The sequence below is a fragment of the Paucibacter sp. B51 genome, from assembly GCF_027863535.1.
Classification (GTDB): Bacteria; Pseudomonadota; Gammaproteobacteria; order Burkholderiales; family Burkholderiaceae_C; genus Paucibacter_A; species Paucibacter_A aquatilis.
This window is the reverse complement of record NZ_JAPIVN010000001.1, coordinates 4,489,246-4,515,720: the sequence shown is the minus strand read 5'-3', so window position 1 is coordinate 4,515,720 and position 26,475 is coordinate 4,489,246. Positions and strand designations below refer to the sequence as shown.

16 protein-coding genes are annotated in these 26,475 nt (G+C 66.8%); 12 read left to right on the top strand and 4 right to left on the bottom strand.

What is annotated here, in order from left to right:
• Positions 1-22 precede the first annotated feature (22 nt).
• Positions 23-2,788, bottom strand: a complete 2,766-nt coding sequence (locus tag OOB33_RS19010; RefSeq protein ID WP_102767132.1) for a TonB-dependent receptor — start codon at positions 2,786-2,788, stop codon at positions 23-25.
• A gap of 254 nt (positions 2,789-3,042) precedes the next feature.
• Here OOB33_RS19010 and OOB33_RS19005 point away from each other — a divergent pair, with 254 nt between their 5' ends.
• Positions 3,043-4,557 carry a cyanophycinase gene (locus tag OOB33_RS19005; protein WP_171826012.1) on the top strand — a complete coding sequence of 505 codons (1,515 nt, stop codon included), beginning with the start codon at positions 3,043-3,045 and terminating at the stop codon, positions 4,555-4,557.
• 83 nt (positions 4,558-4,640) lie between these two features.
• On the opposite strand, the gene OOB33_RS19000 is transcribed toward OOB33_RS19005, so the two are convergent.
• Positions 4,641-7,391: a TonB-dependent receptor gene (locus OOB33_RS19000; RefSeq protein ID WP_271009796.1), complete on the bottom strand. Its 2,751-nt coding sequence runs from the start codon at positions 7,389-7,391 to the stop codon at positions 4,641-4,643.
• Between the two features lie 308 nt (positions 7,392-7,699).
• On the opposite strand from OOB33_RS19000, the gene OOB33_RS18995 reads away from it, so the two are divergent.
• The 8 genes from OOB33_RS18995 (at position 7,700) to OOB33_RS18960 (ending at position 18,129) form a co-directional block, all read left to right on the top strand.
• Positions 7,700-9,061, top strand: a complete 1,362-nt coding sequence (locus tag OOB33_RS18995) for a cyanophycinase (RefSeq protein ID WP_271009795.1) — start codon at positions 7,700-7,702, stop codon at positions 9,059-9,061.
• A 138-nt stretch (positions 9,062-9,199) separates the two neighbouring features.
• Positions 9,200-10,321, top strand: coding sequence for a succinylglutamate desuccinylase/aspartoacylase family protein (locus OOB33_RS18990; protein WP_271009794.1), 1,122 nt, complete (start codon positions 9,200-9,202; stop codon positions 10,319-10,321).
• A gap of 8 nt (positions 10,322-10,329) precedes the next feature.
• Complete coding sequence (locus OOB33_RS18985) at positions 10,330-11,763, top strand: YfcC family protein (protein ID WP_102767127.1); 1,434 nt, start codon at positions 10,330-10,332, stop codon at positions 11,761-11,763.
• 36 nt (positions 11,764-11,799) lie between these two features.
• Complete coding sequence (locus OOB33_RS18980; RefSeq protein WP_271009793.1) at positions 11,800-12,897, top strand: GlxA family transcriptional regulator; 1,098 nt, start codon at positions 11,800-11,802, stop codon at positions 12,895-12,897.
• Positions 12,894-13,970, top strand: coding sequence for an arginine N-succinyltransferase (locus OOB33_RS18975; protein ID WP_271009792.1), 1,077 nt, complete (start codon positions 12,894-12,896; stop codon positions 13,968-13,970). The genes OOB33_RS18980 and OOB33_RS18975 overlap by 4 nt, the downstream gene beginning before the upstream one ends.
• Positions 13,967-14,731 carry an arginine N-succinyltransferase gene (locus OOB33_RS18970; RefSeq protein ID WP_271009791.1) on the top strand — a complete coding sequence of 255 codons (765 nt, stop codon included), beginning with the start codon at positions 13,967-13,969 and terminating at the stop codon, positions 14,729-14,731. Before OOB33_RS18975 ends, OOB33_RS18970 begins: the two co-directional genes overlap by 4 nt.
• Before the next feature lie 268 nt (positions 14,732-14,999).
• On the top strand, positions 15,000-17,816 hold the full coding sequence (locus tag OOB33_RS18965; protein ID WP_333780339.1) for an alpha/beta hydrolase: 2,817 nt from the start codon (positions 15,000-15,002) through the stop codon (positions 17,814-17,816).
• A gap of 166 nt (positions 17,817-17,982) precedes the next feature.
• Positions 17,983-18,129 (top strand): hypothetical protein, encoded by a 147-nt coding sequence (locus OOB33_RS18960; protein ID WP_271009789.1) that lies wholly within the window; start codon positions 17,983-17,985, stop codon positions 18,127-18,129.
• 9 nt (positions 18,130-18,138) lie between these two features.
• Here the strand turns inward: OOB33_RS18960 and OOB33_RS18955 are convergent, their stop codons facing one another.
• Positions 18,139-19,881, bottom strand: coding sequence for an alkaline phosphatase D family protein (locus OOB33_RS18955; protein WP_271009788.1), 1,743 nt, complete (start codon positions 19,879-19,881; stop codon positions 18,139-18,141).
• Complete coding sequence (locus tag OOB33_RS18950; RefSeq protein ID WP_271009787.1) at positions 19,881-23,984, bottom strand: FAD-dependent oxidoreductase; 4,104 nt, start codon at positions 23,982-23,984, stop codon at positions 19,881-19,883. Before OOB33_RS18950 ends, OOB33_RS18955 begins: the two co-directional genes overlap by 1 nt.
• 215 nt (positions 23,985-24,199) lie before the next feature.
• Between OOB33_RS18950 and OOB33_RS18945 the strand changes: the two genes are divergently transcribed.
• The 3 genes from OOB33_RS18945 (at position 24,200) to OOB33_RS18935 (ending at position 26,365) form a co-directional block, all read left to right on the top strand.
• The gene (locus tag OOB33_RS18945) at positions 24,200-24,727 is read left to right on the top strand and encodes a nuclear transport factor 2 family protein (protein ID WP_271009786.1); all 528 of its coding nucleotides are present in this window, start codon (positions 24,200-24,202) and stop codon (positions 24,725-24,727) included.
• Between the two features lie 109 nt (positions 24,728-24,836).
• Positions 24,837-25,334 (top strand): hypothetical protein, encoded by a 498-nt coding sequence (locus OOB33_RS18940; RefSeq protein WP_171829293.1) that lies wholly within the window; start codon positions 24,837-24,839, stop codon positions 25,332-25,334.
• A 140-nt stretch (positions 25,335-25,474) separates the two neighbouring features.
• Positions 25,475-26,365 carry a hypothetical protein gene (locus OOB33_RS18935; RefSeq protein WP_102767115.1) on the top strand — a complete coding sequence of 297 codons (891 nt, stop codon included), beginning with the start codon at positions 25,475-25,477 and terminating at the stop codon, positions 26,363-26,365.
• The last annotated feature ends 110 nt before the right edge of the window (positions 26,366-26,475 follow it).

The window sequence follows — 26,475 nt, the reverse complement described above, 5'->3', positions numbered from 1 at the left end:
GCCCGCCCGCCCATGCTCCGCTTCAGCGGAACTGGTACTGCACGCTCAGATAACCGAAGCGGCCACGCGGGTCGGTGTAGCTGGGGTCGTAGCCCGAGATGAAGAAATAGGCCTGGTTGGAGTAGGGGGGCGCGGTATTAAAGAGGTTCTTGATGCCGGCCCGCAAGGTCAGATCCTTGCTCGCGTTCCAGGCGCCAGACAAGTCCCAAAGCGAGTAGGCCTTGACTTTGTTCTTCTCGACCACTTTGCCGGAGTTGGTGTCAATCGCCGAGTTCTGGTCGTCGTAAGCACTGATGTAGTTGTTGGACAGGCTCAAACTCCAGGGGCCTTGGCTCCAATCAACGGTCAGGCGATGGCGCCAGCGCTGCACCACGCCATCGGTGACGAACTTGCCCAAATTGCTGACGAAACCATCGCCATAGCCCGTTTGCTTTTCTGACTTGAGCGCCAAGGTTCCCACGAGCTTGGCTCCAAAGTCGCCCACGCCGGTGCGCAGGCCCTTCAAATCCATCGTGATATCGAGCCCCGAGGTTCTTTGCTTGCCCCGGTTCTCCTTGCGCAATTCGATGAAGCAAATTTCGTAATCGTCCGGGTCGTAGTCGCAACCCTCGAGCCCTTCATCCATGTTGTAGCGATGGACCAGCTTGCCGTACTTGTCGAGGTTGGCCAGGATGATGTCCTCACCGATGGTGCTGATCAGATCCGACTTCTGGATGTTCCAGTAGTCCAGGCTGACGCTGAGGTTTCGCGTGGCCTCGAACACCATGCCCAAGGAGAACTGACGGGAGCGCTCAGGTTTGAGGTTGGGATTGGAGTAGGTCTGGGTATCCCAGTTGTTGGCGCAGCGACCAAAATCGTTGTTGACATCGGCGCAGTACACCGGGTCTGGCAGGACCTGGGTACTGCCGAACTTGGTCGGACGGTAAAGATCGTTCATGGATGGAGCACGGAAGCCCCGGCCCGCGGAGGCGCGCAGCAAAAGATCAGTGCTGGGCTGGTAACGCAGGCCGATTTTCGGGTTGGTGCTGCCGCCGATCTTTTGGTAGTGATCGTGGCGAAGTGCCAGCTGCAATTCCACTTGTTTGGTGAATGGGGCATTCAGTTCGCCATAGGCGGCCCAGACTTTGCGTGAGTTCTTGACGAACTGGGAGTCACCTGGCGTCCAGTCCTCGTTGATGTTGTCCGAGAGCAGCAGTTCGGAGGCGCGAGACTCCACTTTCTCCCGCCGGAGTTCGCCGCCAAATGCAATGGCAAGCGCTCCGCCATCCAGACGCATCAGTTCGCGTGAGGCTTTGGCATCGAAGGAACTCATGCTGCCCTTGGCGCTGCGAACTTCGTCATTGACCTGGATCTTTTCTAGGTAGTCGCGGCCGGCTGCCGACGATGGACCAAAAACATTGATCAGGCCTTTGTGGATGCCGTCAATCAGTTCCTGGTACAGCAGATAGCCCCTGACATCTCGGTCTGCCACCTTGTTGGTGCTGTGATTGAGCGCCCAGTCATAGTCCCATCCTGCCAAGGCGCCCGACATCCCAAGAACCAGACGTTCGCCACGGCTCTCGAGGTTTGACTTTCGTGGGCCGGCTTCCAAAAGACGGGCGCGTACTTCGACAGTTTCGTCAGGCAGAGCTGAATCAAGACCGGGAATCATGGACGTCGGTAACTCGTTGGCGCGACGCAGCCGAATTCGGGTTGATGTGCCAACATAGTTGGTCTCAGCCTTGGCCAGGGAGAGTTCGGCAAACGCTTGATGACCGCCGCCCAGATCGAGTACGCCACGGCTCAAAAAGCTGAGTTTTTTGGAATCAGGGTACAGCTCCACATCGCGCATGTAATCGAACGTACAGCCATCGGGGCCGCCAATGCCGTCCTTCAGGTTCAGCGAATGCGGGGGATTGCAGTTCGGGGCACTGAGGTTGATGGTGGTCGATGTGGGGACCCTGCCGTTGATCTTGAATCCTTGGTCTTGCAAGGCCGTCAATTGATCGTCGGAAAGCAGAATGTTGGCCGGCATCGGATAGCTGGACAGCAGATGCGGCAGCCGCTCAGGGACTTTCAGGTCCGAAATGAACTTGCGTTGCGAGGTGCTCAACGCATCCGTCTTCTGCACATCGAGCACCGCGAACACATTGAAGCCATCTTTGGCGTAGTCACCGAAGCCACCGGCCAGCGATGCACTTCGCTTGCCTGCGCCGCCTTCTTTGCTGGCGCCTGCGTAGGCATCGAGTTGCAGTCCTTGGTAGTCCTTTCTGGTGATGAAGTTGACCACGCCGCCGATGGCGTCGGCCCCGTACAAAGCGGATGCGCCGTCTAGCAGCACTTCCACGCGTTGGATGGCAGCCATGGGGATGGTGTTCAGGTCCACGCCGGCGTCATCGCCCGGCGAAGCGAAGTTCGCCATGCGTCGGCCGTTCAACAGAACCAGCGTGGATGAGGTGCCTAGGCCACGCAAATTGGCGGAGTTGAATCCCATCTGGTCTTTGTAGCCACCGATGGCGATGGAGGCTCCGTCAGTCAGGCTGTTGCTGGCGGCGCTGATGCTGGCCACCAGTTCGGCAGCTGTGGTGATGCCGGCCTTGATGATGTCAGCCTTGGTGATCACCTGCACCGGCAGCGCCGTTTCTGACTCCAGGCGCTTGATCGCCGAGCCAGTCACTTCGACACGGTTCAGTGTGCTGGTGGCTTCCTGGGCTTGGGCCAGGTGGCTGGTCACGGCGGTCGAGGCCATCAGGGCCGCCAGGGCCGTGGCGCGAAGAACGGGGCGGGTGCAAGCGCGGGGCGGTGTCATCGGTACTTCTCCCAGGATGTAAGGGGTTTGCACCAGTCTAGGAAGCATGGACCTGTCGGGCCATAGGGGATTCACGCGCCAGTCGCATCAGCGCAACTCAGGGTGCAGTTCGTTCGCATAGCGTTCCAAACGCCCTCGGGGCGGCCTCAGACTGACCGGTGCACAAGGCCGCGAGTGCGGCCGTGCCATGATTCGCATCGCCCCGCCTGAATCTTCTGTTTTTGCGTTGGCTCATTCACACAGTCTCCCAGGCCATGAACACCAAGCACGTCTCTGATTTGTTGATCTCCACCCTGGCTGCGGGCCTCCTGGCCACGGCCAGCCTTGGCGCATCTGCCCAGGGTGGCACGGTGCACACCCTGAAGCCGGGCACCTTCGGCCCCGCCGGCACGGTGCTCGGCGCCACGCCGCCGCCGCCGACCACGCCGGTCAAGGGCGTGCATGCGCCCTCGCCGGTCACGGCCAAACCGACCAGTTCGACGGCAGGCAACAGCGCCGCGTCCGGCAGCAGCGCCGGCCCCGGCCCGCTGGGCGCGGGAGAGGGCGCCATCAAAGGCTATGCCGTGCCCATCGGGGGGGCGTTGAAGGCCGACAACGAAGACGTCTGGGGCCGCATCGTGCAGCTGGCCGGCGGCAAGGGCGCGCGTTTTGTCGTCTTCGGCACGGCGGCCGAGGACCCCGAGGCCAGCGCCAAGACGGCGGTGGACATGTTGCAAAAGCGCGGCGCCGTGGCTGAGGCCCTGCCGGTGGCCCCCAAGTTCAGTTGGGTGGACCTGAGCAAGGTGGTGCGCGACCCGTCCCTGATCGCCAAGGTCAAGAACGCCCGTGGCGTGTTTTTTACCGGCGGCTCGCAAGAGCGCATCGTTGACGTGCTGATGCCGGGTGGCAACAGCACGCCCATGCTGGAAGCCATTTGGGACGTCTACCGTCGCGGCGGTGTGGTGGCTGGCACCTCGGCCGGTGCGGCCATCATGAGCACGGTGATGTTCCGTGACGCACCCAGCGTCATCAACATCATGAAAGGCAAGTGGGCCGAGGGCAAACAGATCGACCGTGGCCTCGGTTTTGTCGGCCCCGATCTCTTCGTCGACCAGCATTTCCTCAAGCGCGGCCGTTTTGGCCGCATGATCCCGCTGATGATGGCCAAGGGCTACAAGCTGGGCCTGGGTGTGGAAGAGAACTCGGCCGCCGTGGTGCATGGCGATGAGGTCGAGGTGATCGGCGCCAAGGGCGCCTTGCTGGTGGACCTGACCGATGTGAAGACCGACCCGACCCTGGGCGCCTTCAATGTGACCAGTGCACGCCTGAGCTTCCTGGACCAGGGCGACCGCTACAACCTCAAGACCCGGCAGACCACGCCCGCGCCCATCAAGCTGCGCGGTGCCAAGCACGACCACACGTCGCCGGACTTCAAGCCCTATTTCACCGAAGACCGTTTCGATCTGGACATGCTGGGCGACTCCACCATCGCCAATGCCATGACCTATCTGATCGACAGCAACCGCAACGAGGTGCGAGGCCTGTCCTTCGATGTGCTGCCCAAGCCCGGTGACCCGGTCGCCGAGCTCGGTTTCCTGTTCCGCCTGTACAAGGGCAAGGGCAGTTATGGCTGGAGCACCGAGGAGTGGGGCGGTGAGGAATTCACCGTGGTCAATCTCTACCTCGACGTGACCCCGGTGCGCATGCCCCAGCCGCTGTACAGCGCCTGGCCCGGCCCCGACCGCGCCACCGGCCCGGCCCCCGAGCGGGGCGACGGGCCGAGCAAGTGAAACGACAAGCCAGCCCCGATTGAAGTGAAAAAAGGGCCGGGCGCGTGATGCGCCCGGCCCCTTTGCTTTGAGGCTGCCCGGTTTCAGCGGAAGCTGTAGTTCAGGCTGAGGTAGAAGTTGCGGCCGCGCGGGTCGGTGTAGGTCGGGTCATAGGTGGCCAGGAAGTAGTAGCCCTGGTTGGAGAACGGCGGCTGCGTGTCCAGCAGATTCTGGATGCCGGCGCGCAGCTTGAGCTGCTTGTTGATGCGCCAGGAACCCGACAGATCCCACAGCGAGTAGGCCTGCACGCTGCGCGCGGGCAGCAGTTCGTCGGTGTTGGGATTGAAGGCGGTGTTGTGGTCGCGGTAGCCCGAGTAGTAGGTGTTGCCCAGGGTCAGGCCGTAAGGCCCCATATCCCAGCCCACCGACAGGCGATGGCGCCATTTCTGGATCACCTGGTCGCTCAGGAACTGGCCGGCGTTGTTCATGAAGGGCTCGCCGGCGCCGGGCTGGCGTTCGTACTTGAGCACATAGGTGCCGCTCAGCGAGGCGGTGAAGCGGCCCCAGCCCTCGGTGGCCTGGCGCAGGGTCAACTCCAGGTCCAGGCCCGAGGTGCGCAGCTCGCCCTGGTTGTCCTTCTTGAGCAAGATGGTGTCGATGAATTCACCGAACTCGTCGCGCTTGACGAAGTCCTTCTCGTACTTGGGCAGATTGCCCAGGATCACCTGTTCCGAGAGGTCGCTGATGACATCGGTCTTGCGGATCTGCCAGTAGTCCAGGCTGGCGGTCGCGTCCTTGCTGGCTTCGAAGACCACGCCGAAGGAGGCCTGCTTGGACTTCTCGGGCTTGAGATTCGGGTTGCTGCGGCGCTCGACGCGCCATTGGTCGGTGCAGTCGGCGACGGCAAAGCCCTGGGCCACGCAGCCCGGGTCGGTCAGGAAGGCCGAGCTGCTGCCAAACGAGGTCGGGCGGGTCAGCTCGGTGATGGTGGGCGCCCGGAAGCCAGTGCCGGCCGAGCCGCGCAGCACCAGCTGCTTGTTCGGTTGCCAGCGCACGCCGAGCTTGGGGTTCAGGGTGTCGCCCACGCCGCTGTATTTGTCGTAGCGCAGCGCGGCTTGCAGTTCCAGCGTCTTGCTCACGGGGGCGTTCAGCTCGGCAAACACGGCGCCGACCTTGCGGCTGTTGCTGCTGGCCACAGGCGCATCACCGCGCGAGCTGCGGTCACCCTGGATGTTGTTGGTCAGCAGCAAGGCCGAGGGTGTGAACTCGGTCACCTCGCGGCGCAGCTCGGCGCCCACGGCCAGGCCCAGGTCGCCGCCGTCCAGCTTGCCCAGGCTGCCGCTGAGTTTGAAGTCCAGGGTGGTGGTCGTGCCCTTGGAGCGGCGCGATTCATCCTGCACGCGAATGCTGTTCAGCAAATCCTTGCCGGCCTGTGGCGAAGGGCCGAAGGGGTTGATCTTGCCCGTGCGCACACCGGCCACGAACTCGTTGTAAAGGAAGTAGCCATCCTCGATGGCATCGGTCGAGCGGTTGACGGCGCGGTTCAGGGCGATGTCGTAATCCCAGCCGCCGAACAAGGCCAGGCTGCCGCTGGCGCCCACCACCAGGCGCTCGGCATCGCTGGTCACTTGATTGGTCCGGTTGCCGGCTTCGGTCACGCGCTGACGGATGTCCACCGTGCCGCCGAAGGGCAGGGGCTTGCTCAGGAAGGGGTTGATGGCGCTGGTCGGCACCGCGGTGATTTCGATCGGGTTGGGGCTGGCCACGTACTGGGTCGTGGTCTTGCTCTTCAGCACCTCGGCGAAGAGCTGGTGCTGCTCGTTCAGCTGAAAGACGCCGCGGCCCAGGAAGGCGAGCTTCTCGGATTCGGGATAGAGCTCGGTGTCCTGCATGTAGTCGAAGCTGCAGGCCTCGGACAGGTTGTCGGGCGCATAGACCGTGGCCGGCGGGTTGCAGGCCGGGGCCGAGAGGTTGATGGTGCGCTGGGTCAGCGGCTTGCCATTGAAGCTGAAGCCGGCGGCGTTGAGGGCATCGAGCTGCACCTTGCGGGCGGCGGCCCGGCTGGCCAGGCGGATGTTGCCGGGGAAGGTGCGGCTGCTCATGTAGAAGGGCAGGGTGCTGGCCAGGGGGCGCTCCTTCAGGAAGTCGCGCTCGCTGCTGCGCAGGGCGCCGAGCTTTTGTGCGTCGATCACGCCGAAAACATTGAAGCGGTCCTTGGCCAGATCACCGAAGCCGCCGCCCAGCGAGGCGGCGGTCTTCTCGGCGCCACCCTCTTGGGTGCGCGAGGCGTAGACGTTCACATCGGTGCCGCGGTAGTCCTTGCGGGTGATGAAGTTGATGACGCCGCCGATGGCGTCGGTGCCGTAGATGGCCGAGGCGCCGTCCTTGAGGATTTCCACGCGCTCGATGGCGCCGGCCGGGATGTTGTTCAGGTCCACGCCCGAGTTGTCGCCGGGCGAAGCGAAATTGGCCATGCGCCGGCCGTTCAGCAGCACCAGGGTGCTGGAGACGCCGATGCCGCGCAGGTTCGCGCCGTTGAAGCCGCGCTGGCCGCCGGTGCTGTCGGTGATGGAGGCGCCATCCGTCAGGCCGGCGGCATTGCCGCTGATGGATTTCATGATCTCGGCCGCGGTGGTGGCGCCGGTCTTGTCGATGTCGCTGCGCTTGAGGGTCTGCACCGGCAAGGCGGTCTCGCCCTCCAGGCGCTTGATGCTGGTGCCGGTGACTTCCACACGTTCCAGTTTCGCTTCCTGGGCTTGGGCGCTGCTCAAGAGCTGACTGCCGAGCAGCAGCATGGCGGCCTGGGCCAGGCGCTGGGGTTGAAAGAGTCGATGCGGCTTGCGGGCTTGCGTCATGGTGGAACCTTGGAGGAAGGAGAAGTGAACAGGTGAAGGGGTGAACAGGTGAGGGGACGAACAACCTTGGGCGCCGGGGTGGCTGGGGTTCGAACGGACTCTAGAAGTGGCCCTCGTGACTTGCCTATGGGGTTTTGGCGCCTCGGTCGCTTGCGTGTAAATGCATGTCGCAAGCGCGCAAACCTCGATGAACAGGGGTGAAACGCGCTTGCATGGATGCGACACGCACTTGCGCTTTGCGCCCTTTGCAGGCGCTGCAGCGGGCCAACCCGCTGGTTTTGCGGCGCGCGCGCTGACAGACTGGCGCCATGCAAACCCCAAGCCACTCCATCGCATCCGGTGCGCGCGCCGCAGGCCGCCGTCGCCTTCTGCTGGTCTCGCTGCTGGCCTCGCTGCTCGCCGGCACGGGCCTCTTCGCCACACCCAGCCATGCGCAAACTTCGGCTGAAGCCGCACCGCGCGGCACGGCCATCGTCATCGGCGGCGCGCTGAAGTACGACAACGACGCGGTCTGGAAACGCATCGTTGACGAGGCCGGCGGCCCCGGCGCGCGCTTTGCAGTCTTCGCCACCGCTGCGGCCAACCCCGAGCGCAGCGCCGGCCAGATCATCGAAGCCTTGCAGCGCCAGGGCGCCCGCGCCGAGCACATTCCCGTGGCGCCGCGCCTGGCCGGCAGCGATGTGGCCGCCGCCGTGCGCGACCCGGCCCTGCTGGCCAAGGTGAATGCGGCGCAAGGCGTGTTCTTCTCGGGCGGCGCGCAGGAGCTGATCGTCGACAGCCTGCAGCCCGGCGGCCAGCCCACGCCCATGCTCGAGGCCATCTGGGCGCTCTACCGCCGCGGCGGTGTGGTGGCCGGCACCAGCGCCGGCGCGGCCATCATGAGCAGCACCATGTTCCGCGACGCGCAGGATTCGCTCAAGGTGCTCAAAGGCCAGCTTCGCCGGGGCCAGGAGGTGGACCGCGGCCTGGGCTTTGTCGGCCCCCATCTCTTCATCGACCAGCATTTCCTCAAGCGCGGCCGCATCGGCCGCCTCCTGCCCCTGATGCAGGCCGAGGGCTATCGCCTGGGCCTGGGCGTGGAAGAGAACAGCGCCGCCGTGATCAAGGGCGAGGCCCTGGAGGTGATCGGTGCGCGCGGGGTGCTGCTGGTGGACCTGGGCGAGGCCCGCCGTGATGCGCGCCTGTCCGCCTTCAACATCCGCGGCGTGCGCCTGAGCTTTCTCGACCGCGGTGATCGCCACCATCTGGGCCGCGGCGAAACCACGCCCTCGGCCGCCAAGCGCGCGGGTCTCAAGATCGACCCGCGTGCGCCGGACTTCAAGCCCTTCGTCATCCAGCAGCCCTTTCTGATGGACATGCTGGGCGACAACACGATTGCCAATGCCATGGCCCAGCTGATCGACAGCCCCTTCCAGGAAGTGCTGGGCCTGGCCTTCGCCGGCCCGCGCGCGGTGCCTGTTTCGGCATCGGCATCGGCAGCGAGCGCGACGGGCAGTGATCCGGACAGCGAGCTGGGTTTTGAGTTCCGCCTCTACAAAGGCCCCGACAGCCTGGCCTGGTTCACCGGCGCCCTGGGCGGCGAGGACTACACCGTGCTGAATCTGCGCCTCGATGTGCTGCCGGTGCGGGTGCAGCAGCCTTTCTACAAGCCCATCAGCCCCATGCCTTGAGCCGAGTCCGCGCGGCTCGCGCGCGGTCTACCTCCAAGTCGTTCTCGATCTCGGCCCTGGGCTCTCGCCCAGCCGAGCGGGGCAGGGCTATGCCCGCCCAACTCCCCCAAGCACTTTCACTTCTTCACTCACACCCCCATGCGCCGCCAACTTCATGCCCTACCGCCGGCCCATGCCGGCAGCGCCCGCCAGCTGCACAGCCTGCACTTTGGTGCCGGTCAGAGCGGCCGCAAGGTCTACATACAGGCCTCCCTCCATGCCGACGAGGTGCCGCCCATGCTGGTGGCCCAGCACCTGAAAGATCGATTGCTGGCGCTGGAGGCGGCCGGCCATATTCCCGGCGAGATCGTGCTGCTGCCCCTGGCCAACCCCATCGGCCTGGCCCAGGAGCTGCAGGGCACGTCCTTCGGCCGCTTCGATCTCAGCACCGGCGTCAACTTCAACCGCGGCTATCAACACCTGACCCCGGCCCTGCTGCCGCGCCTGCAGGGGCAACTGGGCGCCGATGCCGTGGCCAATGTGCGGACGGTGCGCGCGGCTGCCCAGGCCCTGCTTGCCGAGCGGCCCGTGGCCACCGAGACCGAGGCCCTCAAGCGCCTGTTGCAATCCCTGGCCTTAGATGCCGATGTGGTGCTGGACCTGCACTGCGACAACCAGGCCGTGCTCCATGTCTACACCGGCACGCCCCTGGCCTCGGCCCTGGCGCCGCTGGCTGCGCGCCTGGGCGCCCAGGCCTATCTGATCTCGCGCGAGTCGGGGGACGACCCTTTCGATGAATCCCTGGCCCGCCATTGGTGGGAGCTGGCCGAGCATTTCGGCCCGGCCACGCCGGTGCCCCTGGCCTGCCTGGCCGCCACGGTGGAGCTGCGTGGCGAGACCGAGGTGTCGCACGAGCTGGCTGCGGCCGATGCCGCCGCCCTGATCGAGTTCATGCGCGACACCGGCGATGTCGTGGATCGCCCGCCTGCCGCGCTCCAGGGCCTGGCCTGTCCCGCCACGGCGCTGGAGGCGGTGGAGCCCATCGTCGCGCCCCATGCCGGCGTGCTGGTCTTCCTCAAGGCGCCCGGTGATCGTGTCGCCGCCGGCGAGGCCGTGGCCGAGCTGATCGAGCCCTTGAGCGAGCAGCGCAGCCTGCTCTGCGCCCGCGCCGCGGGCCTGATGTTTGCCCGTGTGTCTCGGCGTTATGCCAGCGCCGGCATGCGGGTCTGCAAGGTTGCAGGCGCCATTCCTTTCCGCAGCGGCAAGCTGCTTTCCATGTGAGCCCGGCCATGTCCACGCCCATCACCCCAGCCAACCCCGCCGCAACCTCCGTCAAACCCCTCAAGTTCCCTAACACCTTTGTCCTGCTGTTCGCCCTGCTGGCCCTGATCGCCCTGGCCACCTGGGTGCTGCCCGGCGGCCAGTACCAGACGGAGCTGGTTGATGGCAAGAAGGTGATCGTGGCCGACTCCTTCCGCCACATCCCAAGCCAGCCGCAAGGCCTGGTGGCCCTGATGACGGCGCCGATCAAGGGTTTCGTAGAGGCGGCCCTGATCATCGGCTTTGTGCTCATCGTCGGTGGCGCCTTTTCGGTGCTGCAGCGCAGCGAGGCCATCGACGCGATGATCAAGTCCGTGGCCCGCGCCCATCGGCACTCGGCCCTGGTGCGCGCCGGCCTGATCCCGCTCTTCGTCGGGCTGTTCTCCCTGGGCGGTGCCACTTTCGGCATGGCCGAGGAGGCGATTCCCTTTGTGCTGATCTTCATCCCCCTGGCCCTGGCGCTGAAGTACGACAGCATCGTCGGCGTGGCGATTCCTTTCGTCGGCTCGCAGATCGGTTTTGCCACGGCTTTTCTCAACCCCTTCAATGTCGGCGTGGCCCAGAACATTGCCGGTGTGCCCATGTTCTCGGGCCTGGGCTACCGCCTGCTCTGCTGGCTGATCTTCACCACGGTGACCATCGCCTTTCTGATGTGGTACGCCGCCCGCGTGCAGCGCGATCCGCGCCTGAGCCCCTGCTTTGAACAAGACCAGGAGCGCCGCCGCCACCTGGACCTCAGCAGCTTCGAGCAGTTTGAGGGCCTGCAGCCGCGCCACAAGCTGGTGTTGGGCCTGTTCGTTCTGACCCTGCTGTCCATGATCGTCGGCGTGGTGCGCTTCGGTTGGTACATCGAGGAGATTGCGGCCCTGTTCCTGGTGATGGCCCTGGCCGTGGGTTGGGTGGCGCGGCTCTCGGCCGAGGATTTCGTCGCCGCCTTCATGCAAGGCGCCAAGGACCTGGTCAGCACCGCCCTGGTGATCGCCCTGGCCAAGGCCACCGTGGTGCTGATGCGCGACGGCCACATCATCGACACCGTGTTGCACAGCCTGGTGCCCCTGGTGGAATCGAGCAGCCCCATCTTCTCGGCGCAGAAGATGTTTCTGATCCAGTCGGTGATCAACTTCTTCATCCACTCCGGCACCGGCCAGGCCGCCCTGACCATGCCGGTGATGGCGCCGCTGGCCGATCTGGTGGGGGTGAGTCGGCAGACCGCCATCCTGGCTTTCCAGTTCGGCGAGCTGACCACGCCGGTCATCCCCACCTCGGGGATTACGGTCGGCGTGCTGGCCCTGGCGGGCATCCCCTGGAGCCGCTGGGCCCGCTGGATGCTGCCCCTGCAGCTGGCCTACCTGCTGCTGGCCTTGCTGCTGCTGGCGGTGCCGAGCTGGATTCAGTGGCACTGAGCCCGTGCCACGCGCCGCTTGCCGTACAGTGACCGCGTGAACGGCGACACCTCGATCTCCATCCGTATGCCGGCGCCTGAGCCGCAGGTGGCCGCGCTCGCCCCCGAGACGGCCACGCACTGCCGCTGCGCGCTCTTGCTGCTGCCTGGCGCCGCGCTCTTGTCGGTGGCTGGCGTGCTGGAAGCCTTGCAGCGTGCCAATGCGCTGCAAACGGCCTGCCGCTACGACTGGCGCTGCTTCACGCTGGAGGGCCAAGCGCCCGCCTGGCCCGGCCTGGCGCTGCTGGCGCCCGAGACGGTGCCGATGCGAGGCGGAGAAGGTGGCGAAGAAGGTGGCGGCGCAGCGTTGGACGCCGAGCTCCTGCTGGTCTTCAGCGGCGAGGCTGCGCTGGACGATGAGCGTCTTTTGTCCTGGCTGAGCCGGCAGGCGCAGCGGGGCGCCGAGCGCATGGCCATCGCCGGCATCGACGGCGGCAGCGCCTGGCTGGCCGCTGCCGGCCTGCTGGACGGCGAGCGTGCCACCGTGGCCAGCGAATGGATCGAGGCCTTGCAGGAAGAGCAGCCGGCCGTGGTCTGGAGCGACAAGGTCTGGGAGATGAATGCCTCAGGCCTGCTCATGAGTTGTGCCGGCGGCAGCGCCAGCCTCGATCTGATGACCGCCTGGCTGGGCCGCCGCCACGGCGAGCGTCTGGCGCAAGACCTGACCCTGGCCCTGGGCCTGGAGCGCGCGCGCGGCCGCGACGAGCGGCAGCGCCGCGCCGTGGCCGAACAGCGTGGCGGCAGCCCCAAGCTGGCCGAGGCCCTGAGCCTGATGGAAGCCAATCTGGCCGAGCCCCTGCCGACCGAGGAGGTGGCGCGCCTGGTGGGCGTGTCACGGCGCCAACTGGAGCGCCTGTTCAAACAGCATCTCGACGCGCTGCCCTCGCGCTACTACCTGGAGCTGCGTCTGAACCGCGCGCGCCGCCTGCTGCAGCAGGGCAGCCAATCGATTCTGCAGATCGGCCTGAGCTGCGGCTTTTCCTCGGGCCCGCATTTTTCGAACGCCTACAAAGCCCATTTCGACAAGACCCCGCGCGAGGAGCGCAGCCAACGCGCGGCGGCCTGGCGCCGCCCGGCAGGAGAGAGCCCCCCATGAACTTCATTGAGCCGCACGATCCGCGCGCGCTTGTCTTGCGCCCGGTGGCGCTGCCCGACCTGGCGGCGCTGGAGCGCATTGCCGCCGCCAGCGAGCACGGCATCAGTTCCTTGCCGCATGACCGCGAGCAGCTGCGCCAGCGCATCGCCCACTCGATCGAGTCCTTCGCCAGCGCCGACGATGCCAGTGGCGAAGAGCGTTATCTCTTTGTGCTGGAGGACCTGGCCCGGGGCGAGGTGGTGGGCTGCAGCGGCATCGCCGCCAGCGCTGGTTTTCACGACCGTTTCTACAGCTACCGCAATGAATTCGTGGTCCACGCCAGCGCCGCCCTGGGCGAGAGCCACCGTCTGCACACCCTGCATCTGTGCCACGACCTGACTGGCTACACCTTGCTCACCTCCTTCTACATCGACCCGGACTATGCCGAGGGCCCGGCGCCGCAGCTGCTCTCGCGCGCCCGCCTGCTCTTCATCCTGCGCCATCTGGAGCGCTTCAACGACCGCATCGCCGCCGAGAGCCCTGGCCTGGCCGACGAGGCCGGGCAAAGCCCTTTCTGGGACGCCGTGGGCCGGCGCTTCTTCGACATGGACTACCCGCAGGCCGAAGCCGTCACCGGCGGGCGCAGCAAGTCCTTCATTGCCGACCTGATGCCGCAGTCGCCCATCTACGTGCCCCTGCTGCCCGAGGCCGCGCAGTTCGCCATCGGCCAGCTGCATCCTGTCGGCGAGCTGCCGTTTTCCATCCTGCAGGACGAGGGCTTCGATGCTGACAGCTATATCGACATCTTCGACGGCGGCCCCACGGTCGAGGCCAGCCTGCACCTGCTGCGCAGCGTGCGCCACGCCCGGGAGCTGAGCGTGCGCGCCGACGCCATGGCCTTGGGTCAGCCGGTCTGGCACCTGGCGGTTCACAACGCCCGGCCAGGCTTTCGCGCCGTCTTGGCCGAGCTGCCACCGGCCGCACAGGCCCTGGCGCCCGGGCATGAAACCGTGCAACGCCTGGGCCTGAGCGAGGGGCAAAGCCTGTGGGTGACGCCGCTGCAGCCCGAAGCCTTAGAAAGGAGCCGGCCATGAGCGCCGCAGCAGCAACTGACTTCGGCCGTCTGCGCCCCTGGCGCGCCGAAGACGCCGCCCACATCCGCGCGGGCGGCTGGCGCAACCAGACCGGTGCCGCCCTGCAGCTGGAAGCCCCCGCCGAGCAATGGCTGCTGCTGGCCGACCTGGTGGACGAGCGGCCGCTGGCCTGCCTGCGTCTGGTGGTGCGCCTGGGCCAGGCGCCACTGCCGCGCTACAGCTACCACCTGGGCCAGATCGTCCACGCCGCCGCCGAGCTGGGCCTGTTTCGCGCCCAGCCGACCTTGCTGCTGGGCAACGACCACACGGGCGAGAGCGAGCTGGCCGATCTGGCCTGCGCGCCGGAGCTGGATGCGGCCCAGCAGCAGACCGCTCTGCAGCGCCTGATGCGCGCAGCCCTGGAAACCATGGCTGCCCAGCCTGAGCGTTATGGTCGCCAGCTCCTGATCGAACTGGCCGGCCCCCGCGATGCGTCCGGCGCCTCGCCCTTCTGGCAAGGCCTGGGCGCGCATTTCTTCAGCGGCGACCCGGCCGCCGCCGAAGCGCGCCTCGGCGAAGCCTGGCGCAGCCACCTCGCCGCCTTGCTGCCGCGCCAGACCTTGTACCTGTCCTTCCTGAGCCCCGAGGCGCAAGCCGCCGTGGGGCAGGTGGGCACCGCAGGCCGCGCTGCCGCAGCGGCAGCGGCCTCACTCGGCTTTGCCGATTCCAGCCATGTGCGGATTGATGATGGCGGGCCGGTGTGGGGGCTGCGGCTGCGTTGATGTGGAGCCATCTGGTGTTTTGTCCCCGGGGCAATTCGACGGCTCTGCTGAGTGGTTGGAGCATGTGCATGAATGGCATTAACCATTCTTAATCAACATGCACGCCGACTTTTGCCGTTACGATGTTCCGTGCAAGATCCGTCGTTGGCCGCGGCCGAGGACGGCTTTAGGTGATCGCAAACGATAGGTGCTGACTCTGGGTCGCGGCGGTTTGTTTCCGCAACAGCGACTTCGCGCCTGAAGAATCAGAAGACGGGGAGGCATTCAGGTGGGTAGGTCCGGTACCAAGTCGCTGGTTGTTTTTGTTCACGGCAGAGGAGGTGATAGGCAGACTTGGGGAAAATTCCCTGAATTGCTCAGAGCTGACCAGGAGGTCGCGCAACGGTTTGAGATCGCCGAGCCCTATGAGTACGCCACCAACCTCGCAGGTGCCGGCCCTGGCATTGATGAATTGGCTCGTTGCTTCCTAGGTCACCTCGATACGCCCCAGTTTCAGCAATACAACATGATCGTGGTGTTCGCTCACAGCATGGGTGGACTGCTCGCGCGCAGGGCTGCATTGAACGAATTGCAAGGTCCGGGTGCCTTGCGCTTGCGCCGTATTCTGGCTTTTGCAACTCCACATTTAGGGTCCGCTCTGTCTCCGCGGCTGGGTAACCAGGATCGTGACCTCGCCATTGGCTCTGATTTCATGAGTCGTTTAGGACGGGATTGGGCGGAGGCTGAGGCCGATCGCCACATCGAAGTGCGTCATGTGGTGGCTGGTGGCGACGGTGTGGTGGGTGAGTGGAGCTCTACAGCCGGTTTTCGGAATCGAGATTTCGACTTTGTGGCAGAGGCTGATCATCGGAGCTTGGTCAAGCCTGTAGACCGATTTTCTGCTTCCTTTGAACGGGCTCGCAGCTTTCTTCTTGCCCAGAATCAACCCGGGCATCGCGCCGTCGAGAAGAAGCATTACGAGCAGCCCTACCTCCGTTTGCCCTTGCTCGCTCCAGCCGCTTGGAGCACTGAGAACGCGTCCAGGCTCTATTTCGGGTCGCGAAGTGTTCCGCTCTTTGGCAGAGAGGGTGAGTTGCAACGACTGGGCAGCTTTCTCTCAGGTGCCGATCCCTTGCGTTGGTTGGTGATTCAAGGGCCTGGCGGTGCAGGCAAAAGCCGTCTGGCATTGGAGCTCTGTTTGAGCCAACGCGAGGGATGGTATGCAGGTTTTCTACCGGATGCAGAGCGTGAGCGTGACTGGCTGAGGTGGCAGCCATTGGTTCCAACCTTGATCGTGCTGGACTACGCGACCAAGGATTCAGCTCGCACGCGAACTTTGCTCCATGCCCTTGCCAGTCGCACCATGCCTGAGGCCCTCTATCCTTTGGCGTGTCCAGTTCGAGTCCTTCTTCTGCTGCGTGAAGCCGATGAACGCAGTTTGCTCGAAGACATTGTGGCGCGAGGGGATGCCGAGCATGCTTTGAGGCAAACCGGCGAGCTCAAACGCCCAATGAAGCTGGGCGCACTGTCGGACCCCTGGCCCTTGTTTGAGGCGGCCTACCAGGCTGCGCATCGCTCGCTCCCAGAGCGGGCCCATACATTGCAGGCGCTTGCTCGTTTGGATGCGCAAGAGCGGCCGCTTTTCGCGCTAATGCTGGCAGATGCCATGATTTTGGCGTCGTCAAAAGGCAGCCCCGAACTTCAGTCCTTTGACACTGGGCTCCTGATGGATGAAGTCATCCGTCGTTGGCGCACCAAGTTCTGGCGCCCGGCTTGTGAGGCGGCCGGCCTGGGATCCGGGCGGGCCGAGGAAACCTTGCTTGCTTTGGCGACTCTCAGTGGTGGATTGCCATTGCAACACGGCAGGGTTCCGGAGGTACCTATCCCTGGTTTGTTGCCAAGTTGGAACCCTCATTTGCACCCTGATTTGTTTGCCGCAATGACCGGTCGCGAGCCCCCTCGTACCGAAGTCTTGCCGCTCGAACCGGATCTGGTGGGCGAGCATTTTGTTCTTTCCGAGTTGAGTCAAAAGTCCACAGCTGAATGTCAGGCACTGATGGCCGTGGCTTGGCGGGCAAATCCATTGGGTAGCGCAGCCTTCCTGGACCGTCTGAGTCAAACCCTGCGTCAGGATTCCCTCTTTGAGTACCAAGGAGGCGCCAGAACTGCCATGGCCTTGTTGTTCCAAGCGCCTCCGGACTCAGGGACCTTGGCTTGGGCTTTGCTTGGTGTCAACTTGCTGGCCCGTCTGTCAGCACAGTTTCCAACCGAAACCTGGCAGCTCGCGCGGCACATGCATCAAGTTGCTCGAGTCGCAGACGAAGCGGCGCTGTGGGAGCAGTGGGCCAAAGGGGCGGTCAACCTGCTGAACGACCTGGGCAGCCGGGACCCGCAGGCGGCGCGGGCCTTGCTGGATGAGATGGCCCAGGCCGCGAAAGCGCGTGACGAAGCGGCGCTGTGGGAGCAGCGGGCCAAAGGGGCGTTCAACCTGCTGAACGACCTGCGCAGCCGGGACCCGCAGGCGGCGCGGGCCTTGCTGGACGAGATGGCCCAGGCCGCGAAAGCGCGTGACGAAGCGGCGCTGTGGGAGCTGTGGGCCCAAGCGGCGGTCAACCTGCTTAACGACCTGGGCAGCCGGGACCCGCAGGCGGCGCGGGCCTTGCTGGACGAGATGGCCCAGGCCGCGAAAGCGCGTGACGAAGCGGCGCTGTGGGAGCTGTGGGCCCAAGCGGCGGTCAACCTGCTGAACGACCTGGGCAGCCGGGACCCGCAGGCGGCGCGGGCCTTGCTGGACGAGATGGCCCAGGCCGCGAAAGCGCGTGACGAAGCGGCGCTGTGGGAGCAGTGGGCCCAAGCGGCGTTCAACCTGCTGAACGACCTGCGCAGCCGGGACCCGCAGGCGGCGCGGGCCTTGCTGGAAGAGATGGCCCGGGTTGCTGAATCCCGTGACGAGATAGTTTTGCAAGAGATTTGGGCCGTAGGAGCCCGCAACTTCATTGCTGAATTTGGCCAAACAGGCCCAGAGTTGCTTGAGTCGCACCTCGTGGATTGGGGTCGTCGATACCCGAAGTGCATGGAAGCTTTGATCAGGTTGATGAAGGGATAGAGCGTTCCTTGCGCCGGGTTTGAGCGATGCCGACGCTGATAGCGGAGGTGCTCCATCCTGGGCGACGGCAAGCAGGTGCTGCGCGTGCAACTGTCGGCCCTGGTGCTGGGCCAATGCGCGGCTCTACCCCAAGTCAGACAATGCCGCCGACAGCCACGGCGAGGTCTTGCTCAAGCTGGGCCGTCGCGCCGAAGCACGCGCCGAGTTCGCTCGCGCCCTGAGCCTGGCCGAGGCCGCCGGCCGCAGCCCGCGCGTGCTCGACAGCTACCGCAAGCACCTGGCCGAAGCCGCCGAGCTTGCTGCCAAGCCCTGAGCCTTCAGCTCACAGCCCCAGCGGGAAGCGCCCATCCGGCGCCGGCAAGTCCGGCCCGCTGAGGCGATGGAGCGGCCGCCCGGCCCGGTCGTACCAAAGCTGCAGCTCGCTGCCTTCCACACGCAAGAGCGCGAAGCCATCGCCGGGGAAGTCCGTCCAGGCGCTGACGCGGCAGCGCAAGACCTGACCCTCGGGGCCTGCGAAGGTGAACTCGTCGGGCTCGGCCAGGGCCTCGACATCGGTGACGGCAAAAGGCCAGGGGGCGTAGAGGGCTGAGCTGTGGATGCTGTGCAGGCGGACGGTTGAGCCCTGGGCCTCGCCATTGGCGTCCAGCGCGCAGATCTCGGCGCTGACGAAGCCCGAGCGGTGCTCGTCGCCGGAGAGAAACACCACCCCGTCGGCCTGCTGGGCCCAGAGCTCGGCCAGCAGAGACTTCAGGCTGGCCGGGTAGCCGCACCAGGCGTCCGAGTGCAGGGCGCTGGCGGCATGCTCCTGGCAGGCGCGGCGGCGCGGCAGCAGCAGGGAGCCGGTCAAGACCAGGCGGGGGCGCTCGCGATGGCTGCGCAGCCAGTGCGCGAATGCCGCTTCCTGCTCCGGGCTGAAGATGCGGGCTTCGCGCCAGTTGCTGCTATGCCGGGGTTCGCGCTCGGTGCGGGTGTCGCCGATGAAGAAAGCAGCGCCGCGCCAGACGAAGTCGTGCCAGAAATGCTGGAACAGCCCCGGGCGCTCCTGCTCATCACCGGGCTCCCAGCGCGCCGCCCAGGCGGCGGCCACCGCCGCCTCAAAGAAGGGGCCGCGGCGCAGGCCGCCAGGCGCCGAGGGGTCAGCGACAGGCTCCCAGTTGTCTTCGATCTCGTGGTCGTCGGGGGCGTGGACGATGCGCGCCAGGCTGGGCGGCAGATGCCGAACCAGACCGGCCTTGAAATGCTGGTAGGGCTTGGCATAACGCTCGATTCGCGTGCCCGCATCGGCCAGGCCGCCGCTGGCATCGGCATAGATCTCATCGCCGGCCAGCAGCAGCAAGGACAGCTCAGCCCCGCGCGCATGCTCGCGGCTGAAAGCCAGCAATCGAGCCAGCGAGGCCTGGGCTGGGCCCACCAGCTCGGGCGCGGTGTCGGCCGGCTGGCTGGCATCGAGCACGCCCGGCGGGTACTGGCAGGCGGCCAGTACCAGGCTCAGGGCCTGGCCAGGCCGGGCCTGCTCGGGCTGGGTGTCGGGCCGCTGTACGAGGGCGTGGCGCCAGCTCAGCGGCGGCTGGGCCAGGGCGTCGCGCAGGGCGTCTTCCAGGCCCGGTGGCGGCCGCTCGCCCTCGCGGCGCGGCGTGCGGGCGTCGGCGTAGACGAGAAGGCAGAGCAGGGCGGCATCTTCATCGGGCCCGCCCTCGAAGAAGTCCATCGGTATGGCATGGCGCAGCGGCTCGCCGGGCAGGGGTTCGCGCGTGCCATCGCCGGCCGGCTTCTCAAACACCTGCAGCCGCGCCTGGCTGGCCAGGGGCGCATCGGGCTGCAACGGCTGCCATTCATCGGCACTCACGCGCCGCATCGGCAGCCAGGCCCAGAGCCGCGGCCAGCCCAGCTCGGGCTGCAAGGCGGTCAGCACCAGGGCCAGGTCTTGCCCAGCTGGCGCATCGGTGTCGGGCAGGGCGGCGGGTGCCGCACGGTGGCGCACTTCCAGGCGGTGCAGGGGCGGGTGGGCGCTGCGCAGTTCCGGGTCGAGCCTCTGTGCTTCGGCAGGGGGGAGACGCTGGGGCATCACGACAAGCCCTCCTTCAGGAAGCCGATGATGTGGGGGAAGACGCGTTGCTCGATGTGGCGGCCGATCAGGCAGTCCTGGTGGCCATGCTCGGCGATCACGCGGAAACGGTAGCGGCCTGGCGCCACCTGTTCGTAGAGATCGGCCGTCAGCTCGGCGCTCTCGGCCTGGCAGAGGCCGTTGTCCTGGCCGTGGATGGACAACACCGGGAACTGCTGCAGCTGGGCCAGGGTCTTGGCCATGTCATCGAGGTAGAGGCTGGCGCCGCTCCAGTCGGTGATCTCGTTGCTGCGCGCGAAGTTGATGGCTTGCGCCACGGTGTCCATGTTCAGCGGGCCGAAATGGTCATCGATGAAATCGAACACCGGCTGATCGACATTGCCGATGGCGAAGTCGCGCCCGTAGAGCAGGTCCATGCGATGGCGGGTGGCCGTCCACGGCGTTTTGCGCAGGCTGGGGAAGGGCGGGTTCTCGATGTCGAACTCCTTGTCCGGGTAGGGCAGGCTGGACAACAGACGGTCGATCAGTTGGTCCGTCAGGCCCGCCGGCTCGCTCGGGCGGAAGCTGTAGTCGTCCAGTGGCAGGTAGGGCCGGATGTACTGCATCAGCTGCGCCCGCAAGCTGTTGGTCGGCGAGAAGATCATCTTGGGCGTGACCTGCGAGATCACCAGCCGGCGGATCAGCCCGCCGGCCATCAGCTTCTGACGCAGGGGGTAGAAGTGCTCGAAGGGTTGGGCTTGAGGCTGCAGCAAGGCCATGTGCAGCATCACCGAGCCCATGCAATGTGCGAGCACATCGATCTGGGGCTTGCCGCTGGCGCGCAGCACATGGTCCACCGCCACCGGGATGTCGTTGAGCGCGCATTCCTCAAAGGTCCAGGGCAGGCGGGCCGAGGGCATGCCGGCGCTGGTGCGCATGTCGGCGATCCAGATGTCGAAGCCGGCGTCCCACAAGAGCTGGGCTGGGCCCGGCTGCACCGAGTGGTGCGCAAAGGTCGTGCCGCTGGCGCTGTAGCCGTGCAGCATCAGCACCGGCTGGCCATGGCCGCCGGCTTTGGCGCGGTAGCGGGTCAAGCGCAGGTGCACGGCTTGGTCGTCATCGTCTGCTTCGCGTGTCTGCACCGGCTGGCGCGAGAGCCCGGCTTCGCCACGCCGGCCCACGGCCAGCTCGCAGATCTCGGGCGCCGGCAGGCCCGGCACCTCGGCCGGCAGGCGCTGGGGCTGGCGCGGCGGCGCCGCGTCGGGCTTGCGGAAGCTCCAGATGTGCACGCCGATCAGCAGGCGCAGCACATAGCTGAGCAGGGAGCCGACATCGCGCATGGCGCTGGCCAGGTCCTGCTGCTGGGTGATGCGCAGCAGGGGCTGGCCTTGGCGGGCCAGGTAGAAGAGATCCAGGTCCAGCTGCGGCGTGCCGCCGTCCAGGCCTGGCAGCTGCGGCGCCTCCAGGCTCATGCGGCTGAGCTGGGTCCAGGGGTTGGAGCGACGGGTGTAGCTGATGCGCTTCACGCCGTGCAGGGGCTGGGCATAAAGCGGCTGCAGCCAGGCGGGCAAGACCTGACCCGGCTCCGGCCGCTGGGGATGGACGTGGTACTCCATCAGGCGCAGCTGGCCGCCATGGCTGGCCAGGGCCAGGGCGTTGCGGGCCCGCTCGAGAAAGTCCTTGGGGCGAGGGCCGAAACGGGGTTTGGGCGCCTCGCTTTGCTGCAGCTTGTCCATCAAGGCAAACATGCTGTCGCGCCAGCCGCGATTCATGAACCAGGCTTTCAGTGCGCTGCAGCGGCGCTGGCGGTGGCTGCTGCGAGCGCGGTGGAAGACCTGCAGCTGTGCCTGCTCCAGCGGCGCCAGCCAGCGCGCATCGCGGTCCTCACGCTCGGCATGCATCCAGAGCTTGAGGCCCTGGCGCTGCGGGTCGGCGCTGACGATCATGGGCCGGCCGGGCGAGTCGGGGTCGGCGGCGGTGTCGAAAAGGCGCAGTCGGCTCTGGCCCCCGGGCCCGCTCTGCAAGCGGCGTTGCGGCCCCGGCTGCAGCAAGTCCTGCAGGGCCACCGGCTCGAATACAAACGTGAGCTCCAGATACTTGAGCTCGCCGCCCGGCGCGCCGGGCAGGCGCACATAGCCGCCCATGCGCTCGCGGAACTCGGCCAGGGTGGGCTGGCTCGCGGGTGCCTGCTCGGGGTCGATCGGGCGATAGACGGGGCGCGGTGTCAGGTCTTGCTTCTGGCGAGGCTTGCCCTCGACCAAGCCCCAGCGTTGGCGCAAGCCGGCCAGGGCGCGCAGGCTCAAAGCGGTGATGGTCAGCGCCGGGTTGATGCCCACGGCGGCCGGCACGATGGCGCCGTCCAGCACGGCCAGGCCCGGGTGCACGGCCTCGCCGAAGCGGCCGCTGAAGACCTGGCCCCATTCATTGACCACGCCGCGGCTGGCCTCGTCGCCCATGGCGCAGCCGCCCAGTGGGTGCACGGTCAGCATGGGGCCGCGCTGGTCATTGATCAGAAAGCTCATCTCGGCCGGCAGCAGCCGCCACATGGGGTTGGCCAGCAGGCGCGCGCCATGACGAGCGAGACGCAGGTTCAGCCAGTCGTGGCGGGCCTGAACCGCGGGGTCTTGCCGGGCTTGCGGCCAGTGCACGCCGAGGGTGCCGGGCTCGGGGGCTTGCTGCTTGCGCGCCGGGCTGTGCAGGCGGCCGATGGCCGCATCCAGGCCCATCACGGCCACCGGCAGCATGCGCGGGCGCCGCGCCACCGGGATGGCATAAGGGTCGTCGAAGCTGAGGCTGCTGCCATGCTCGCTGCGGTCCGGCCGGGCCAGGCCGTGCAGGGTTTCGGCCATGGCGAAGCTCTCTTCAAAGGCCCAGCGCATCGGCCCCGGGATGGCCAGGTCCTCGATCACAAAGCCGCCCGCCTCGCGCACATCAATGAGGCCCGTGATGGTGGGGCCGACCTCGCGCTGGGCGGGCGCCTGGTCTTCGTCCGCCAGGGCGTTCAGATCGCCCGGCGCATCGACGGCCAGAGCCAGCACATCGCCATTGCCGCTGAACTGCTCGCCCAGCCGGTCGGACAGGGGCAGGCCTTGCTCGCGCGAGCGCATCAGGATCTCGGTCGAGCCCAGGCTGCCCGCCGCCAGCACCACATGCCGGGCGCGCAGCTGCAGATCGCGTGGCTCTCGGGCGTTCAGCTTTTCGTCGGTGTGGGACAGGTGCACGGTCCAAACAGGCTCATCGCCCGCGCTGCGCTCCAGATGGCGCACCGTGGCCCCCGTCACCAGTCGCACACCACGGGCCTGGGCCTGGCGCAGCAAATTGGTGTCCAGCGATTCCTTGGCGCCCTGGTTGCAGCCGGTGGCGCAGTCACCGCAGGCGATGCAGCGCTCCAGCGGCAGGCCGGCGGCGCTGCGCGGCGCGGCCTCCAGGGCCACGGTGATGGGCACCTGGCGAGTCGGCACGGCGCCCTCGGCGCCCAACTGGGCCAGGAAGTCGGCCCGGCGCGGGCGGTGGCCGCTCAGGCGGGCGATGGTGTTGGGCTGGCCTTGCGCATCAAGGCTGCCCAGGGCGCGGCCGGCCTGCTCGTACCAGGCCTGCATCTGGCCGGGGTCGCGGCGCAGGGCTTGCGGCCAGCGCTCACCCTCGAAGACCGAGGCCAGGGCCGGCTCCATCACCCCGGCATTGATCAGCGAACCGCCGCCCAGGCCATTGGCCAGAACCACGCACATATCCGGCCCGAGGCGGAAGTCGAACAGGGCCTTGCGGTAGCCCTTGACCTCGGCGCTGCCCGCGGTGGCGAAGCGCACATGGCCGGGCAGATCGGCCATGCGGCGCGGGAAGGCGCCAGGCAGGTACTCCTGGCCGCGCTCGAGCACGGCGATGCGCATGGGCCGATCGGGGGAATCGGCCGTCGCGCAGCGCGACACATACTCGGCCGCCGCCGCACCGCCGTAGCCGCTGCCGATGATGAGCACATCGAAGGGTTCGCTGGCCGGGGCCCCGGCGTCCGCCATCTCGGCGAGCAAGACCTCCAGACCGACGGAGATGTCACGGGTGGCGCGTCGTGGGCGGGCCGCCCCGGCGGCCGGGTGGGTGTTCGAGTCTGAAGCCGGGGTGGACATCATGAAAACGGTCTCGCGGTGAACAGCCGCGCAGCATAACGGGATGTGCACGCGGGCGGGCCGATCTCGCGCTGCGGCTCGTGGGGTGGCAGAGGCCGGGCATCAATCCCTGGTCGTTTCGTCCCAGCCGGGCGGGCACCGAGCACAGGGTGGGCGCGCGTGCGGCCTGGCGGGCGTCCAATGCCTGCATTTGTAAAACTCGGAAGGAAGCTTGCCTCATGAAGATTGCACTGCTGAGCACGGCCCGCTTGCGCCCCCGGGCCGCCGGCTGGCTGTTGGCGCTGCCCATGCTGCTGCTGGGCGCTGCGGCCGTGCAGGCGCAAAGCCCGGTCATGCCGGAGCCTGATCACGACCGCCTGTTGCACAGCGACGATGCCCGCCTGGCGGCCCACAAGCAGCGGGTCTACGACTTCTGGCGCGAGGTGCTGGAGGCGGGCCAGTTGGACCGCGCCGAGCAGTACCTGGCCGAGAACTATGTTCAGCACAACCCCAATGTGCCGAACGGCCGGGCGGGCTTTGTCGAGTTCTTCCGCAAGTTCAGCAAGCCGCGGCCGGTGGCGGCGCGCGTCGAGGCGCCTCTGGTGGCCATCCTGGCCGAGGGCGACCTGGTGAACCTGGTGTTTGTCTCGGTGCATGCCGATCCCAAGGCGCCGGGCCAGACCTACACCAGCACCTGGTTCGATCTCTTCCGCCTGGACGCGCAGGGCCGCATCGTCGAACACTGGGACCCAGACACCCGGCGTTGAGCCTCCGGGCGGCCGCACGCCGGTGGCTCTGTAAAACCCTGAGTGAATGTGCGCTCGAGCAGCCCTCCTTTCCCGCAGAATGCCCCGGTTCAACAGGGAGGATTTTTCGATGCGTCTGCGTTCAACTTTTGCGCTGCTGGCCGTCTCGGCTCTGTTTGCCGGCTGCGCCAGCTACCAGCCCATTCCAGCGGATTACAAAGGCCCGACCGCCACCGTGACCGATTCCGGCCGGCTGGAGGACGGCACCAAAGCCCAGATGTTTGTGCTGGCCGAGATCGATGGCAATCGCATCGACAACGCCATCGGCGACAGTGCCCGCGCCAGCCAGGGCAAGGGCTTTGCGCTGACCACGGTGTTCACCAGCCGGGCGCTGCCGGCCCGGCCGATGAAGGTCAAGCTGGTGGCCAGCCACGCCACCGCAGCGCCGATTCAGGCCATGGCCAGCCAGATGGCAGGCACCTGGTATTCCACCGAGGGCGTGGTCGATTTCAAGCCCGAGCCTGACGGCCAGTACGTGGTGCGCGGCGAGCTGAAGAAGCAGGGCTCGACCGTCTGGATCGAGGATGCCAAGACCCGCCAGGCGGTGACCGCCAAGGTGGGTTCTTGAAACGGGAGCGCGCGCCGTCTTTGACGAGCGGCGCGCGCCGGCGCTGCCTGAAACAGTGGGGCGCCAGCGCCGCAGCCCTGGCGTTGCCCTGGGGTTCAGCCGGCGCGAATGGGGTGCCAGGGGCGGGGCCTGGGTCGGCCTTGCTGGCCACCCCGCGCGCGCGTTTCAGCCTGCCCTTTCATCGGGTCAATGGCTACATCCTGATCGACGCCAAGGTCGGCAGGCGGGCCGGGCGCTTGATGTTCGACACCGGCACCGAGTTCCCCTTGTTCATCAACCGCCATGTGCTGCCCATGGCCAAGGACCAGTTCATGGCGCGCGGCCATGCCGCCTCCGGGCAGGCCCTGGTGCTGTACCGGCAGCGCGCGCCCTTGCGCGATCTGGTGCTGGCGGGGGAGCTGGCCTTCGCGCCGCTGGCCGGGCTGCCGCATGCCGACTTCAGTTTTCTCGAGGCCGCCATCAGCGAACGCTTTTTGGGCATGCTGGGCCATGGCTTCAGCCGTGACTACGAGTTCGCGCTGGATTACCAGCAGCAGATCCTGGATTTCTTTGCCCTGCCTGCGGCAGGGGCTGCGGACCCGGAAGCGGACGAGGTGCCGCAGTACCGGCCGGATCCCGCCGCGGCATTGCTTCTGGTCATGAAATTTCGCCCCACTGGGGTGAACGGCAAGATGCCGGAGCTGGAGGTGCAGCTGGGCGGGCAGCGCCTGCGCGCCACCGTGGACACCGGCAACCTGGGCTCCCTGCGCCTGAGCCCGGCCTTGCGTGAGCAACTGGAGGCCCAGGGGCTGCTGCGCGTCACGCCGGGGCGCTATCTGCTGGGCCAGCCCTCGCAGCATCTGCGCGCCAGTCTCAGCGGGCTCAGCATCCAGGGTGTAGCCCTGCCGCCCTTGCAGGAGCTGCACCTGACCCTGGACGCCAGCGATGCGCCGGGCCAGGGCCCGCATCTGGGTCTGGGCTATCAGTTCCTCAAATCCTATGTGTCGGTCTGGAACTACCAGCGCTCGGAGATCCGCCTCTACCGGCCTTGAGCTGCGGCGGTGCAGCGAAGAGCAGCGAGGCGAGGCCGGGAAGGCGCGGCCGTGAACGATGTCTCGTTGCGTCGCGAGACCTAGGGTTTTCCCTTGATTTGCGATCGAGT